A 12,640-nucleotide genomic window follows, 5' to 3' on the forward strand; every position below is an offset into this window, starting at 1 on the left:
GGCTCAGCGGTCGAATATCAGCCAGCCGCCGTGGAATTCGTGCACGCTGACCCGCACGTTGGGATGGGCGCGATTGAACCGCGCGCCGAGCGCGCGCAGAGAATCCAGGTCGAACGTCTGCACGTGTCCAAAGCAGGCGCTGGGCTCCTCCTCGAAGGGGACGGCCACCACCACCCGGTGACTGGCCAGCCGCAGCGATTCCTCGAGCACGGCGTCGGCGGCGGCCGGCGTCAGATGTTCGAGCAGGTGCAGCACAGTCACCGTGGTGGCATGGCCGTCGGGCAGCGGGACGTGGGCGGCGTCGCAGCTGATCGTCCGCAGCGGCCTGTGCAACCGGTCGCTGACCGCGCTGAGCAGACCCATCGTGGGCTCGCTCAGATCGGTGGCCACGACGTCGATTTCCGCCGCCGCGGCCCTGAGCGCGAAAAAGCCGAAGCACGAGCCCAGATCGACCAGCCGGGTCCCGGTGATCAGCGCGGCCGCACGCTCGTGGATCGGGGCGAACGGCGTGGTGCCGCCCTCGAGTCTGGCCATGGAGTTGCGGTAGAACCGTAGCCACGCGGGCACGCCGCCATCGACGGTCGAGCGCACCACGCCGGTGAACACCATCTCGAAGTCACCGCGACCGCGCAGCACCGCCGTGCCGGCGAACTCGTCGACCAGCCGGGTTGCCAGTTCGTCGTCGAGGTCGTCGGGCGTCAGATCGTGCACCACGGACAGCAATCCGCCGCGGCGACGCGCACAGAAGTGGCGGGTGCACACCCAACTGGTGTCGGGATGGGGGCGGTGCGGCCCGATGCGCCTGCTCACGCTGACGCCGGGGCCGAACCAGGTGCCCCGCGGTGCCGGTGCCAGCGGATCGAGGATGGCCGGTTGCACATCGCTTTGGATGTCGCTTTGGATGGCGCTGCTGACGTCGCGTTGCATGTCGCCGCTGACCGCCGCTGGTGTCATGCGAGTCAAGAGTATTGGCACCCCCACCGCAAATGCGCGCACCGAATGGACACGATCGCGGACCCGTCCGGGTGGGCGGGTAACTGTCCAGTCGGCGGGTTGCCTTTCGGCACTGGGTGCCATAGCTTCGGTGAGGCACATCACACAACCGGGAGGACGTCATGCCTGAACACACCGAACCCGAGACCAGCACCACTGAAGAACTCGTCACCGAGAGCCTCGTCGAAGAGGTGTCGATCGACGGGATGTGCGGGGTCTACTGAAATGTTCGACCTCGACGCGCGGTGGCGCCTGCACCCGCAGGTGGCGGTGCGGCCCGAACCTTTCGGAGCCCTGCTCTATCACTTCGGGACCCGCAAGCTGTCATTCCTCAAGAACGTCACCGTGGTCGAGGTGATCCGTTCGCTTCCCGATCAACCCAGCGCAAGGCACGCACTGGCCGCGGCCGGTGTCGACGACCCTGCGCCCTATGCCAGGGCGCTGGCCGTGCTGGCCGATTCGAAGATGTTGGTGCGCGCATGACCTCCTCCACCGTGGCCCCCGGCCGCTTGATCGACCAGTTCGAACTCGGACTGGACGCCCCGATCTGCCTGACCTGGGAGCTGACCTACGCCTGCAACCTGTCCTGCGTGCACTGCCTGTCCTCGTCGGGCCGGCGTGATCCGCGGGAGCTGTCGACCGAGCAGTGCAAGGCGGTGATCGACGAGCTCGAGCGGATGCAGGTGTTCTACGTGAACATCGGCGGCGGCGAGCCGACCGTCCGGTCGGACTTCTGGGAGCTGGTCGACTACGCGACCGAACACCATGTGGGCGTGAAGTTCTCGACCAACGGCGTGCGCATCACCCCGGCGGTGGCGGCCAAACTTGCCGCGTCGGATTACGTCGACGTGCAGATCTCGCTGGACGGCGCCACCGCCGAGGTCAACGACGCCGTGCGGGGCAAGGGATCGTTCGCGATGGCGATCCGCGCCCTGGAGAACCTGGCCGCCGCCGGATTCGCCGACGCCAAGATCTCGGTGGTGGTGACCCGCCACAACGTCGGTCAGCTCGACGAGTTCAAGGCGCTCGCGGACCGCTACGGTGCGACGCTGCGCATCACCCGGCTGCGCCCATCCGGACGCGGAGCCGACGTGTGGGATGAGTTGCATCCCACGGCGGCTCAGCAGCGGCAGCTCTACGACTGGCTGGTCGCCCGCGGCGACGGCGTGCTGACCGGTGACTCGTTCTTCCACCTGTCCGCCTACGGACAGGCACTGCCCGGGCTGAACCTGTGCGGTGCCGGCCGGGTGGTCTGCCTCATCGATCCGGTGGGCGACGTGTACGCCTGCCCGTTCGCCATCCACGAGAAGTTCCTGGCCGGAAACGTGTTGTCCGACGGCGGTTTCGATACCGTGTGGAAGCATTCCGAGCTGTTTCGTGAGCTGCGTGAACCGAGCACCGGCGGAGCGTGCGCCAAGTGTGCGCACTTCGATTCGTGCCGGGGCGGCTGCATGGCGGCGAAGTTCTTCACCGGCCTGCCGATGGACGGGCCGGATCCCGAATGCGTACAGGGCTACGGCGAACCGGCGCTGGCCGGCGCGCGTGAGGTGCCCAAGCCTTCTGTCGACCACTCCCGGTCGATCCCCTTGACCGTCGTGAATCGAGTGAGCCGCCCGCCGAAGCGGGCATGCGACGAAAACCCGCTCAGCGGGCTGATTTAGCGGGCTATTTCCCCAAGAGCAGTTGTAAGGAGTTCAGTCATGGCCAAAACAGGATGGTTCGAAACCGTCGCAGAGGCGCAGCGGCGCGCCAAAAAGCGGCTTCCACCAAGCGTTTACAGCGCGCTGGTGGCGGGTTCGGAACGCGGCATCACCGTCGAGGACAACCTCAGCGCGTTCACCGAACTGGGGTTCGCCCCGCACGTCGTCGGGCTGTCGGGCAAGCGCGACCTGGCGACGACGATCATGGGACAGCCGATCTCGCTGCCGGTGTTCATCTCGCCGACCGGTGTGCAGGCCGTCCACCCCGACGGTGAGGTCGCCGTCGCCCGCGCGGCAGCGGCCCGCGGCACCGCGATCAGCCTGTCGTCGTTCGCTTCGAAGTCGGTGGAGGAGGTCACCGCGGCCAACCCGCAGACCTTCTTCCAGATGTACTGGACGGGCGGCCGCGACAAGCTCGTCGCGCGGATGGAGCGGGCCCGCGCCGCGGGTGCGGTCGGTCTGATCGTCACCACCGACTGGAGCTTCTCGTCCGGCCGCGACTGGGGCAGCCCGGCCATCCCCGAGAAGATGGACCTCAAGGCGATGATCCGCTTCGCGCCGGAGGGCATCCGCCGCCCGAGCTGGCTGATCGACTTCGCCAAGACCGGCAAGGTGCCGGACCTGACCGCACCCAACCTCGCCGACGGCGGCGACGCCCCGACGTTCTTCGGCGCCTACTACGAGTGGATGCAGACCCCGCTGCCCACCTGGGAGGACATTGCCTGGCTGCGCGAGCAGTGGGGCGGGCCGTTCCTGCTCAAGGGCGTCATGCGGGTCGACGACGCCAAGCGCGCGGTCGACGCGGGTGTCACCGCGATCTCGGTGTCCAACCACGGCGGCAACAACCTCGACGGCACCCCGGCGCCCATCCGTGCGCTGCCCGCGATCGCCGAGGCGGTCGGCGAGCAGGTCGAGGTGGTGCTCGACGGTGGCATCCGCCGCGGCAGCGATGTCGTCAAGGCGCTCGCGCTTGGAGCCAAGGCGGTCATGATCGGGCGCGCCTACCTGTGGGGCCTCGCCGCGGGTGGACAGACCGGCGTGGAGAACGTGCTGGACATCCTGCGCGGCGGCATCGATTCGGCGCTGCTGGGTCTCGGGCACTCGTCGGTGCACGACCTGAGCCCGGCCGATCTGGTCATCCCGGACGGCTTCCGCCGCGACCTCGGTGTGTAAGCCTCGCGTCTGGTCCGGCATCTAGAGCCATCTGAATGCCGGGGCCCCTACCCGCGGTGGAGACCCCATCCCGCCAATGACCCCCGTGGGTGGGCCCCGGCCCTCAAGTCCTGGCGATTTCGGCGCGCTTATCGACGCTGAGCGTACGAAAGCGCGCCGAAATCGCTAGGACTTGTGTGCGGTGAGCAGGAATGCAGGAAACTTGATCCGGCCCTTGTCGTCGTGGTCGTGCGGCGGCAACTCGATAGGCAGGCTGCGCATCGCCTCGGCGTTCGCGTGGATGAACGCGGGACGGATGTCCTCGACCGTCCAGTACTCGGCGACAGCGGAGCGAAGCTCGTCCTCGTCGACCGGGTTGGGCCCTCCCTCCATCCCGGCGGGGAAGGCGCCCTTGGCGAACACCAGCACGTAGAAGCCGGCGCCCGGTGCGGCCGCCCGATGCGCCGAGCGCAGGTAGCCGGACCGGCCCTCCACTGGCAGCGAGTGGAACAGGGTGCTGTCGATGACGGTGTCGAACCTGCCGTCGTAGCCGGTGAACGCCGTGATGTCGGCCTGCACGAACTCCGCGCTGGACAACCCCCGTTCGGCCGCCGCGGCGGTGGCCGCCGCGACCGCCGTCGGGCTCAGGTCGATGCCGACCACGGTGAAGCCGTCGGCGGCCAACGCGAGCGAGAGTTCGGCATGGCCGCAGCCCGCGTCCAGCACGTCGCCGCGAAACTTTCCCGCCCTGTGCAGTGCCGCCAATTCCGGCTGCGGCTCACCGATGTTCCACGGCGGCGGGCCGGCGAATTCGCCCTGCTCGCGGTAGGCATTATCCCAATCCATCACCTCTGATGTCATGGCACCTAACCTACGCGGGGCCGTCCCACGTGTGCACCGGCTCGTTGCTGTGCATCCGCTGGCAGTACAGCCGCAGCATCTCTGCCAGCGCCTCCGGCCTCGTCAGGCCCCGTTCCTGTAGGGCGGTCACGGTCGCCACCTGCCACTGCGCGCCGTTGCGGCCCGTCTTGGCTCTGCCCTCGATCACGCCGAGGAACCGCTCCCGCACCTCACCGGCCACACCCCAGCGCCGCAGGCCCTCGTGGGCCATCGGCAGCAGCCGCCGCAGCACCAGTTCGTCGGGTGTCACCTCGCCGAAGCCCGGCCAGTACAGCCTGCTGTCCATGCCCTGGCGCGCCGCCTCGCGGAAGTTGTTCTCCGCGGCGGCGAAACTCATCTTCGTCCACAGCGGACGGTCCTCTTCCGACAGCGTCCGCAGCATGCCGTAGTAGAAGGCCGAGTTCGCCATCATGTCGATCACGGTCGGGCCGGCGGGCAGCACCCTGTTCTCCACCCGCAGATGCGGCCGGCCGTCCACGACGTCGTAGACGGGGCGGTTCCACCGGTAGATGGTGCCGTTGTGCAGCCGCAGCTCCTGCAGCCGTGGAGTGCGGCCCGCGGCCAGCTGGGCGGCCGGATCCTCGTCGGACATCTCCGGCAGCAGCGACGGGAAGTAGCGGACGTTCTCCTCGAACAGGTCGAAGATCGAGGTGATCCAGCGTTCCCCGAACCACACCCGCGGCCGCACTCCCTGCGTCTTGAGTTCGTCGGGGCGGGTGTCGGTGGCCTGGGTGAACAGCTCGATGCGGGTCTCGGCCCACAGCTGGTGGCCGAAGAAGTACGGCGAATTCGCGCCGAGCGCCAGCTGCGGCCCGGCCAGCACCTGGGCGGCGTTCCAATTGCGGGCGAAGTCGGCCGGTGACACCTGCAGATGCAGCTGCATGCTGGTGCACGCCGACTCCGGCGCGATCGATGCCGCCTGCAGCGACAACCGTTCCGGACCGGCGATGTCGATCATGATGTCCTCGCCGCGGGCGGTGAATATGGAGTCGTTGAGCGCCTGATAGCGCGTCGACTCGCTCATCCAACCGCCCGAGAGGTGCTCCGGCATCAGCGTGGGCAGGATGCCCACCATCACGATGTGGGAGCCGTCTTCGTTGGCTTTGGCCTCGGCCGCGTTGAGGCTGGCGCGTACCTCGGCCTCCAGTTCCAGACCGGTGCGGCCAGGCAACGGGCGCGGCGGGACGTTGAATTCGATGTTGTAGGCGCCCAATTCGGTCTGGTACGCCGGATCGGCGATCGACTCCAGCACCTCGGAGTTGTTCATCGCCGGCTGGTAGTCGGCGTCGACCAGGTTGCATTCGATCTCCATGCCGGTCAATGGGCGCTCGAATTCGAAACTCGACCGCGCCAGCATGGTTTCGAAGACGTCCAGGCACAGCTGCACCTTGCGCCGGTACTCGCGCCTGTGCTCGCGGGTGTACTCGGCCTGCTTGACTTCCTCGCCCACGGTGATGATGCAACCGGGTAACCGACCCGTTGGCAAGGACCAGTCGCTGCACCGGCCGGTGGCGCTCGCGCCGAAATCAACCTTCTGCAGGCAATCGCCGAGTAGGGCCCTGCAAAACGTTGATCTCGACGCTGCGGGCGTGCCGAAGGGGCCTTATGAGTCGGCGAACCCGGTGCGGGTCGCCACCGCGACCTGCGGGCTGAGCGGGCCGCCCGACAACTCGACGGCGATGTCGGGGCCCGCGCATTTGGCGAGCGACCGCAGCGCCGACGGGCTGTAGGAACGCAGCGAGCTGATCAGGCCGTCATGCACGACCGGAAGGAAGGTCAGGGGCAGCAGGGGCAGCATCGACGCCAGCCGGATGAGGTGCAGCGGCGCGGGCGGGCGCGCCAGGTCGATGATCAGCAGCCGATCACCGACTCGGGTGCCCTCGGCGAATACCCGCGCCGCGGCCGCCGGCGGCAGATGGTGGAATGACAGGGCGAAGATCACCAGGTCGTAGCCGTGGTCGGGGGCGTCGATTGCGGTGGCGTCCATCTCGCGCACCACGGCGCGGGGGTGGGTGCCCAGGTCGCCCGCGGCGATCGCGGCCACCGAGACGGGGTCGATGTCGGTGACGGTCAGCTCGGCGGTGGGGTGGTTGTCCAGCAGCGCACGCGACACCGCGCCATGCCCGGCGCCCAGCTCCAGGATCTTCGGGTCGGGAACCTCGGCGACGAGGTCGAGCGCGATGCCCGCGAAGCGCTGGTGGCTGCCGAACACCCTGCCCATCCAGTCCAGCGCGGCGACGACCTGGCGTTTGGTCCGGTCGTCCACGTCATCGCGGTCGAGGTATTCGAGTCGATCCGTCTCGAGTAGCCGGTCCAGGCACGATGCGTCGAATCCGCCGCGTGGCATCCGGTCAATGCCCACAGTTTCGGTAGCCACGTAGGCCATCATGAACGATGGGACGGGGCCGTCGCCCGGCAGTGCGGAGCCACCGCTCGCGCTGGGTCAGTCCTCGCCGAGGATCTGGTAGATCTCCCTGCGGGCGTTGTTGACGACGGCCACGATGCGCTCCTGCTGTTCGGCCGACGCCGTATGCGCCGACTGCGCGACCGCGCCGAACAGCTGCCTGGTCGCCGCGCGCAGACTGACCTGTGCGGGATCGGCGTCGCCGGTGATCTCGTCCCACGGTGCCGTGGTGACCTTCTCGGCGGCTTCGCGGCCCTCGTCGGTCAGCGTGAAAAGCTTTCTGCTGCGCTCGGTTTCGGCGGCGGTGATGAGGCCCTCGTCCTCCAGCAGCTGCAGCGTCGGGTAGATCGAGCCGGGGCTCGGCTTCCACAGATCGTCACTGCGCTGGGCGATCTCCTGGATCATCTCGTAGCCGTGCATCGGGCGCTCGGTGAGCAGGGTCAGGATGGCAGCGCGGACGTCGCCGCGCCGACCGCGTCCCCTGCCGCCGGGTCCGCGACCGCGTCCGCGGGCGCCGCCGGGACCGAAGCCGAAGCCGGGCCCGAAGCCTGCGCCGAAGCCGAAGCCGGGTCCGAAGCCGGGGCCGAACTCGCCGCCGCGGTGTTCGCGGACGTGGTCACGGAAATCGCGCCTTGCCTGCCTGCGCTGTTGATGCAGGATACGGCGATCTGCCGGGTGGAAACCGAACGGCGGCTGACCGCCGAACGGCCCTGCGGGTGGGGTGAATGGGTTGTTCATGTCGTGGTTCTTTCTCTTGGCGGAACGCCTGACAGCGTTCTCGATACGTTGACGATATATCGAAAACTATCGCGATGCAACGATTATTCCGGCGACCATTTCGGGGGCTGGGCTTGCCGGTCGCCGTTTCGTGCGTCCATGTCCTCGATCAGCGCACGTGCCCACCGAGCCTTCGTGGCGAACTCCGCGAGGCCGTACTCCAGGGCCGCGCGGCCGTAGAAGCCGGAATCGTCATCGCGCCACGTGATGCCGTCGCGTAGCTGCTCGAGACGGGTGACCTCGGCCTCGGCGTGCTCGGCCACTGCCGCCATATGGGCGCGGGCCTCGGCGGGCGGGATCTCGCCGAGCAGGAACACCCGCAACAGCCCCGGGCGCCGGACGGGTTGGTCGTCGTGTGAGGAGGTCACCCAGCGCACCAGCTCGCCCCGGCCGGCGGGGGTGATCCGGTATTCCTTGCGGCCCCGGGGCCCCGCCGCGGACACTTCGACGAGGCCGGCGTCGGCCAGCTTGTTCAGCTCGCCGTAGAGCTGGCTCTGCGTCGCGGGCCACACGTTGGCCATCGACTTCTCGAAGCGCTTGAGCAGGTCATATCCACTGCCCGGGCATTCGGCCAGCAGCCCCAGGGTGGCGATTCGCAGACTCACCCGCAAATGGTACGGCCCGACATTCCAGGTGTGGAATGTCGGGCCGTATGGGTCGAGCGGCGTCAGTCGACGCTGGCGGCGGGTTCGCGCAGCGGCGTCATCTTCCACGAGCTGCGGGTGGCGAGCAGGTAGTAGAGCCCGAACCCGACACCGCAGCCGATGAACCAGCTGTACTGCGCGGCGGCGGCCATCCCCGGCACCGTGCCGTTGAGCAGCACCGGGATCACGGCCAGCAGGGCGCCCACCACGGTGGCGGCGACGGCCACCGGGTTGTATCCCTTCTTGTACCAGTAGTTGGCCTTATCCGAGAGGGTGAACAGGTCGTCGACCACGATCTTCTGGTTGCGGATCAGGTAGAAGTCGGCGATCAGCACACCGAACAGCGGGCCGATGAACGCGCCGAGGGTCTCCAAGGTGTAGTGGATGACCTCAGGATTGCTGTAGAGGTTCCACGGGGTGATGAGCACCGAGCCGACCGCCGCGATCATGCCGCCGGCGCGCCAGCTGATGCGTTGCGGGTTGACGTTGGAGAAGTCGAACGCCGGGGAGATGAAGTTGGCGACGATGTTGATGCCGATGGTCGCGATGGTGAAGGTCAACGCGCCCAACACGATTGCCATGGTGCTGTCGATGCGCGCCACGGTCTCCACCGGGTCGGTGATCAGCTCGCCGAACACCGGAACCGTCGCGGCGGCCGTGATGACGACCAGCAGCGAGAACACCAGGAAGTTGACCGGCAGGCCGAGGAAGTTACCCTTCTTGACCGCCTCGAACGACTTGCCGTAGCGGGAGAAGTCGCCGAAGTTGAGCATCGGGCCCGAGAAGTAGGACACCACAAGGGCGATCGCACCGAGCATGATCGCGATGGTGTTGCCGTTCTTCTCCCCGCCCAGGGTCAGGCTGACATGCCAGTCGGACTTCCACAGCAGGTACCCGCACAGGATGAACATGACGACATACACTGCAGGGCCGCAGAAGTCGATGAACTTGCGGATGGACTCCATCCCGCGCCAGAACACGCAGGCCTGCAGGATCCACAGCAGGATGAAGCTGCCCCAGCCCAGCAGAGACAACCCGGCGAACCCGTAACTGTCGACGTCGGCGTAGGGCATGAGGCCGGGAAACAGCTTGAGCAGCACGACATCCAGCGCCGCCGACGCCAGGTAGGTCTGGATGCCGTACCAGGCCACCGCGATCAGGCCGCGGATGATGGCGGGGATGTTGGCACCGAGAACACCGAAGCTGCTGCGGCAGACCACCGGGTAGGGGACACCGGTCTGCTGGCTCGGTTTGGCCACCAGGTTGCAGAAGATGTTGACGATGACGATGCCGACCAGCAGTGCGATGAGCACCTGCCAGCTGGCCAGTCCCAGCGCGAACAGGCTGCCCGCGGTCACGTAGCCGCCGACGCTATGCACGTCGGACATCCAGAACGCGAAGATGTTGTAGGAGGTCCAGGTCTGTTTCTTCAGCGGCGCCAGATCCTCGTTGGTCAAGCGCGGGTCGTAACCGGGCTTGATGAGCCCGCCGCCGACCGGATGCCCGGCGGCTTCGATGAGGTCGTCGGCGCCGATCTTGGCACCCGGGGGTAGATCTCTGGTGGTATCGGTCATGGGCGGTTCCTGTCGTCACACACGGGATCTCGTGATGGCAGAACGCTAGTTGCGCGATATTTCCGCACCGTTGCCCTGAAAGTATATTTTCGCTACGGGCCTCCGGCCGGCTCCGAATCGTTGATCACCAGGCCGGTGTCGGACGGCAGGGCGGACACCACCGCATTGAGGCGCTCGTGGTGGGTGGCGCTGACGGACAACAGCGTATCGGCATCTCTGGCGAGGAACGCGGTGAGCATCTGCTTGTGGTCGGCGTGCAGCAGTGCCCGGTCGGCACTGGCGACATGCACCATGAGCTGTACGGGTTCGGTGATGTTCCAGGCGGATTCGAGCATATGCACCAGGCGGTGCATCTGTGAGGGCCTGGCCAGCCCGAGGTGAAAGTGTCGGCTCTGCCGGTGATAGGCCTGCGGATCGTCTTCGCGCACTGCGCGTTCGAGAAGCGCGTGCACGGCTGCGACGTGTTTCCGGTCGTCCTCGGTGGCGCTGACCACTGCGGCGGCCAGCGCGGCGAACTCCAAGGTTTCCCGCACGATGTACATCTCTGCGAGTTCGCTGGAAGTCAGTTGCGCGACTGAATAACCGGCGTTTCGGCGGTGTTGTACCAGCCCCTCGCCGGTGAGCGTCTTGAGGCTTTCGCGTACCGGAATGTTGCTGACCCCGAACAGGTCGGCGACGTCGCCGACCGGGATCGGTGTCCCCGGCGGGACCGCGCCGTCGAGGATGACGCGACGCAACTCGTCGAGGATCGTCTGTTGCGACGTTCCCGTGCGCCGCACCGCCAGCTTGAACAGCTGGGCGGAATGCTGGCGCGCGGGCATCGGATGATCGTCCTACGGCCGACGGCGTCGCACCACTCGACAACATTCCACTATTGACATGTCACAGATGGAGTGTCAGGGTGGATGGCAACGGACCACGAGGAGAATTCGATGACCGACACTGACACCCACAGCAGGACCCACACCAGGGCCGATACCAATGAACCGACGGGCACCGACGCTGCCATGTTCGGCACCGGGCAGTTCTTCCGGACCGGCAACTACGCACCGGTCGCCGATGAGCTGACGGAGTTCGACTTGCCCGTGGAGGGGACAATCCCCGCGGAGCTGAACGGCTGGTACCTGCGCAACGGCCCCAACCCGCGGCAGGCCACCGCGCACTGGTTCTCCGGCGACGGCATGATCCACGGGGTCCGGATCGAAAACGGCCGCGCCGCCTGGTACCGGAACCGATGGGTGCAGACGGACAGCTTCATCAAGCAGTTCCCGCTCTACAACACCGACGGCACCCGCAACCTGCGGGCCAGCATCGCCAACACACACGTCGTCAACCACGCCGGCAAGACGCTGGCGCTGGTCGAATCGTCGCTGCCCTACGAGATCACCAACGACCTGCAGACCCTCGGGGCCTACGATTTCGGCGGCAAACTGGTCGACTCGATGACCGCGCACCCGAAGATCTGCCCCACCACGGGTGAGCTGCACTTCTTCGGCTACGGCAGCATCTTCGCGCCGCACGTCACCTACCACCGCGCCGATGCCAATGGCGATCTGATCATCAACCGGCCGCTCGAGGTCCCGGCGCTGACCATGATGCACGACTTCGCGCTGACCGCGAACCACGTCATCTTCATGGACCTGCCGATCGTGTTCAACCTCGAGGTGGCGATGCGCGGCGACCGCGACATGCCCTACCGCTGGGACGATAACTATGGCGCCCGCCTCGGCGTGCTGCGCCGTGACGACCCCTACGGCCAGGTGCGCTGGTTCGACATCGACCCCTGCTACGTCTTCCACGTCGCCAACGCGTACGACGACGGCGGATCGATCGTCCTGCAGGCGGTGCGCTACCCCGAATTATGGAGGAACAACGGCGGATTCGATGTCGACGGGGTGCTGTGGAGCTGGACTATCGACCTGGCTGCCGGCACCGTGCGCGAATATCAGCTCGATGACCGCGGGGTGGAGTTCCCCCGCATCGACGACCGGCTGACCGGGCTGCCCGCCCGCTACGCCGTGTCGGTCGGCCCCACCAGCCTGGTGCGCTACGACCTGCGCGAGGGCGCCTCCACCGAGCACGCGTTCGGCGCGGGCGAATCGGCGGGCATGCCCGGTGAGGCGGTGTTCGTCCCTGCGCGCGGTGTCGCCGACGAATCCAACGGTTGGTATCTGGGATATGTGTATGACCCCGCCCGCAACGGAAGCGATCTGGTGATCCTCGACGCTTCCGACTTCGCGGGCGATCCGGTCGCCAGGATCCGGCTGCCGCGCCGGGTGCCCTTCGGCTTCCACGGCAACTGGATCAGCGATTAGTCATTGGATAGTGCTCTGCGGCAACTGATTTCGGGGTCATCCGATCACGAGGCCCGGGTTTGAGTTCCTAAGCGGAGTCAAGTGGTCGCTGGTCTTGTGTTGCGGGTTCTCGCCACCCCGTGAGGCTGATGATGTGGGCGGCGATGCTGCGGGCACACCGTGGGCTAACCTCACGGGCCAT

13 protein-coding genes are annotated in these 12,640 nt (G+C 67.2%); 5 read left to right on the top strand and 8 right to left on the bottom strand.

Annotated elements, in window-relative coordinates:
- Positions 1 to 3 precede the first annotated feature (3 nt).
- Positions 4 to 954, bottom strand: a complete 951-nt coding sequence (gene mftM / locus ADBZ6K_RS04665) for a mycofactocin oligosaccharide methyltransferase MftM (protein ID WP_526344678.1) — start codon at positions 952 to 954, stop codon at positions 4 to 6.
- Between the two features lie 161 nt (positions 955 to 1,115).
- Here mftM and mftA point away from each other — a divergent pair, with 161 nt between their 5' ends.
- Genes mftA through mftD form a run of 4 tightly spaced genes read left to right on the top strand, consistent with a single transcriptional unit; the run spans position 1,116 to position 3,866 of the window.
- A complete protein-coding gene (gene mftA / locus ADBZ6K_RS04670; protein WP_526344679.1) occupies positions 1,116 to 1,217 on the top strand; it encodes a mycofactocin precursor MftA in 102 nt (33 codons plus the stop codon).
- 1 nt (position 1,218) lies between these two features.
- Positions 1,219 to 1,476: a mycofactocin biosynthesis chaperone MftB gene (mftB, locus tag ADBZ6K_RS04675; protein WP_526344680.1), complete on the top strand. Its 258-nt coding sequence runs from the start codon at positions 1,219 to 1,221 to the stop codon at positions 1,474 to 1,476.
- Positions 1,473 to 2,654 (top strand): mycofactocin radical SAM maturase, encoded by a 1,182-nt coding sequence (gene mftC / locus ADBZ6K_RS04680; protein WP_526344681.1) that lies wholly within the window; start codon positions 1,473 to 1,475, stop codon positions 2,652 to 2,654. The genes mftB and mftC overlap by 4 nt, the downstream gene beginning before the upstream one ends.
- A gap of 39 nt (positions 2,655 to 2,693) precedes the next feature.
- Positions 2,694 to 3,866, top strand: a complete 1,173-nt coding sequence (gene mftD / locus ADBZ6K_RS04685) for a pre-mycofactocin synthase MftD (RefSeq protein WP_526344682.1) — start codon at positions 2,694 to 2,696, stop codon at positions 3,864 to 3,866.
- A 165-nt stretch (positions 3,867 to 4,031) separates the two neighbouring features.
- Here mftD and ADBZ6K_RS04690 read toward each other — a convergent pair whose 3' ends face one another.
- The 7 genes from ADBZ6K_RS04690 to ADBZ6K_RS04720 form a co-directional block, all read right to left on the bottom strand.
- Positions 4,032 to 4,706, bottom strand: coding sequence for a class I SAM-dependent methyltransferase (locus tag ADBZ6K_RS04690; protein WP_526344683.1), 675 nt, complete (start codon positions 4,704 to 4,706; stop codon positions 4,032 to 4,034).
- Between the two features lie 10 nt (positions 4,707 to 4,716).
- A complete protein-coding gene (locus ADBZ6K_RS04695) occupies positions 4,717 to 6,195 on the bottom strand; it encodes a glutamate-cysteine ligase family protein (RefSeq protein ID WP_526344684.1) in 1,479 nt (492 codons plus the stop codon).
- A gap of 153 nt (positions 6,196 to 6,348) precedes the next feature.
- Positions 6,349 to 7,131 carry a class I SAM-dependent methyltransferase gene (locus tag ADBZ6K_RS04700; protein ID WP_526344685.1) on the bottom strand — a complete coding sequence of 261 codons (783 nt, stop codon included), beginning with the start codon at positions 7,129 to 7,131 and terminating at the stop codon, positions 6,349 to 6,351.
- 57 nt (positions 7,132 to 7,188) lie between these two features.
- On the bottom strand, positions 7,189 to 7,887 hold the full coding sequence (locus tag ADBZ6K_RS04705; RefSeq protein WP_526344686.1) for a PadR family transcriptional regulator: 699 nt from the start codon (positions 7,885 to 7,887) through the stop codon (positions 7,189 to 7,191).
- Between the two features lie 83 nt (positions 7,888 to 7,970).
- Complete coding sequence (locus tag ADBZ6K_RS04710) at positions 7,971 to 8,531, bottom strand: PadR family transcriptional regulator (RefSeq protein WP_526344687.1); 561 nt, start codon at positions 8,529 to 8,531, stop codon at positions 7,971 to 7,973.
- Positions 8,532 to 8,593: 62 nt separating this feature from the next.
- Entirely contained in the window at positions 8,594 to 10,144 is a 1,551-nt protein-coding gene (locus tag ADBZ6K_RS04715) for an NCS1 family nucleobase:cation symporter-1 (RefSeq protein WP_526344688.1), read from the bottom strand.
- A 92-nt stretch (positions 10,145 to 10,236) separates the two neighbouring features.
- Positions 10,237 to 10,965, bottom strand: a complete 729-nt coding sequence (locus ADBZ6K_RS04720; protein WP_526344689.1) for a GntR family transcriptional regulator — start codon at positions 10,963 to 10,965, stop codon at positions 10,237 to 10,239.
- 186 nt (positions 10,966 to 11,151) lie between these two features.
- Between ADBZ6K_RS04720 and ADBZ6K_RS04725 the strand changes: the two genes are divergently transcribed.
- Complete coding sequence (locus ADBZ6K_RS04725; RefSeq protein ID WP_526344884.1) at positions 11,152 to 12,459, top strand: carotenoid oxygenase family protein; 1,308 nt, start codon at positions 11,152 to 11,154, stop codon at positions 12,457 to 12,459.
- The last annotated feature ends 181 nt before the right edge of the window (positions 12,460 to 12,640 follow it).

Source organism: Mycobacterium sp. (genome assembly GCF_044223235.1).
GTDB lineage: Bacteria > Actinomycetota > Actinomycetes > Mycobacteriales > Mycobacteriaceae > Mycobacterium.

Bases quoted from the DNA above. Each gene is read 5' to 3' on its own strand.
- ADBZ6K_RS04725 (WP_526344884.1), top strand. From the start codon at position 11,152: ATGTTCGGCACCGGGCAGTTCTTCCGGACCGGCAACTACGCACCGGTC.
- ADBZ6K_RS04700 (WP_526344685.1), bottom strand. From the start codon at position 7,131: ATGGCCTACGTGGCTACCGAAACTGTGGGCATTGACCGGATGCCACGC.
- mftC (WP_526344681.1), top strand. From the start codon at position 1,473: ATGACCTCCTCCACCGTGGCCCCCGGCCGCTTGATCGACCAGTTCGAA.
- mftM (WP_526344678.1), bottom strand. From the start codon at position 954: ATGACACCAGCGGCGGTCAGCGGCGACATGCAACGCGACGTCAGCAGC.
- ADBZ6K_RS04720 (WP_526344689.1), bottom strand. From the start codon at position 10,965: ATGCCCGCGCGCCAGCATTCCGCCCAGCTGTTCAAGCTGGCGGTGCGG.
- mftD (WP_526344682.1), top strand. From the start codon at position 2,694: ATGGCCAAAACAGGATGGTTCGAAACCGTCGCAGAGGCGCAGCGGCGC.
- ADBZ6K_RS04690 (WP_526344683.1), bottom strand. From the start codon at position 4,706: ATGACATCAGAGGTGATGGATTGGGATAATGCCTACCGCGAGCAGGGC.
- mftA (WP_526344679.1), top strand. From the start codon at position 1,116: ATGCCTGAACACACCGAACCCGAGACCAGCACCACTGAAGAACTCGTC.
- mftB (WP_526344680.1), top strand. From the start codon at position 1,219: ATGTTCGACCTCGACGCGCGGTGGCGCCTGCACCCGCAGGTGGCGGTG.
- ADBZ6K_RS04705 (WP_526344686.1), bottom strand. From the start codon at position 7,887: ATGAACAACCCATTCACCCCACCCGCAGGGCCGTTCGGCGGTCAGCCG.
- ADBZ6K_RS04715 (WP_526344688.1), bottom strand. From the start codon at position 10,144: ATGACCGATACCACCAGAGATCTACCCCCGGGTGCCAAGATCGGCGCC.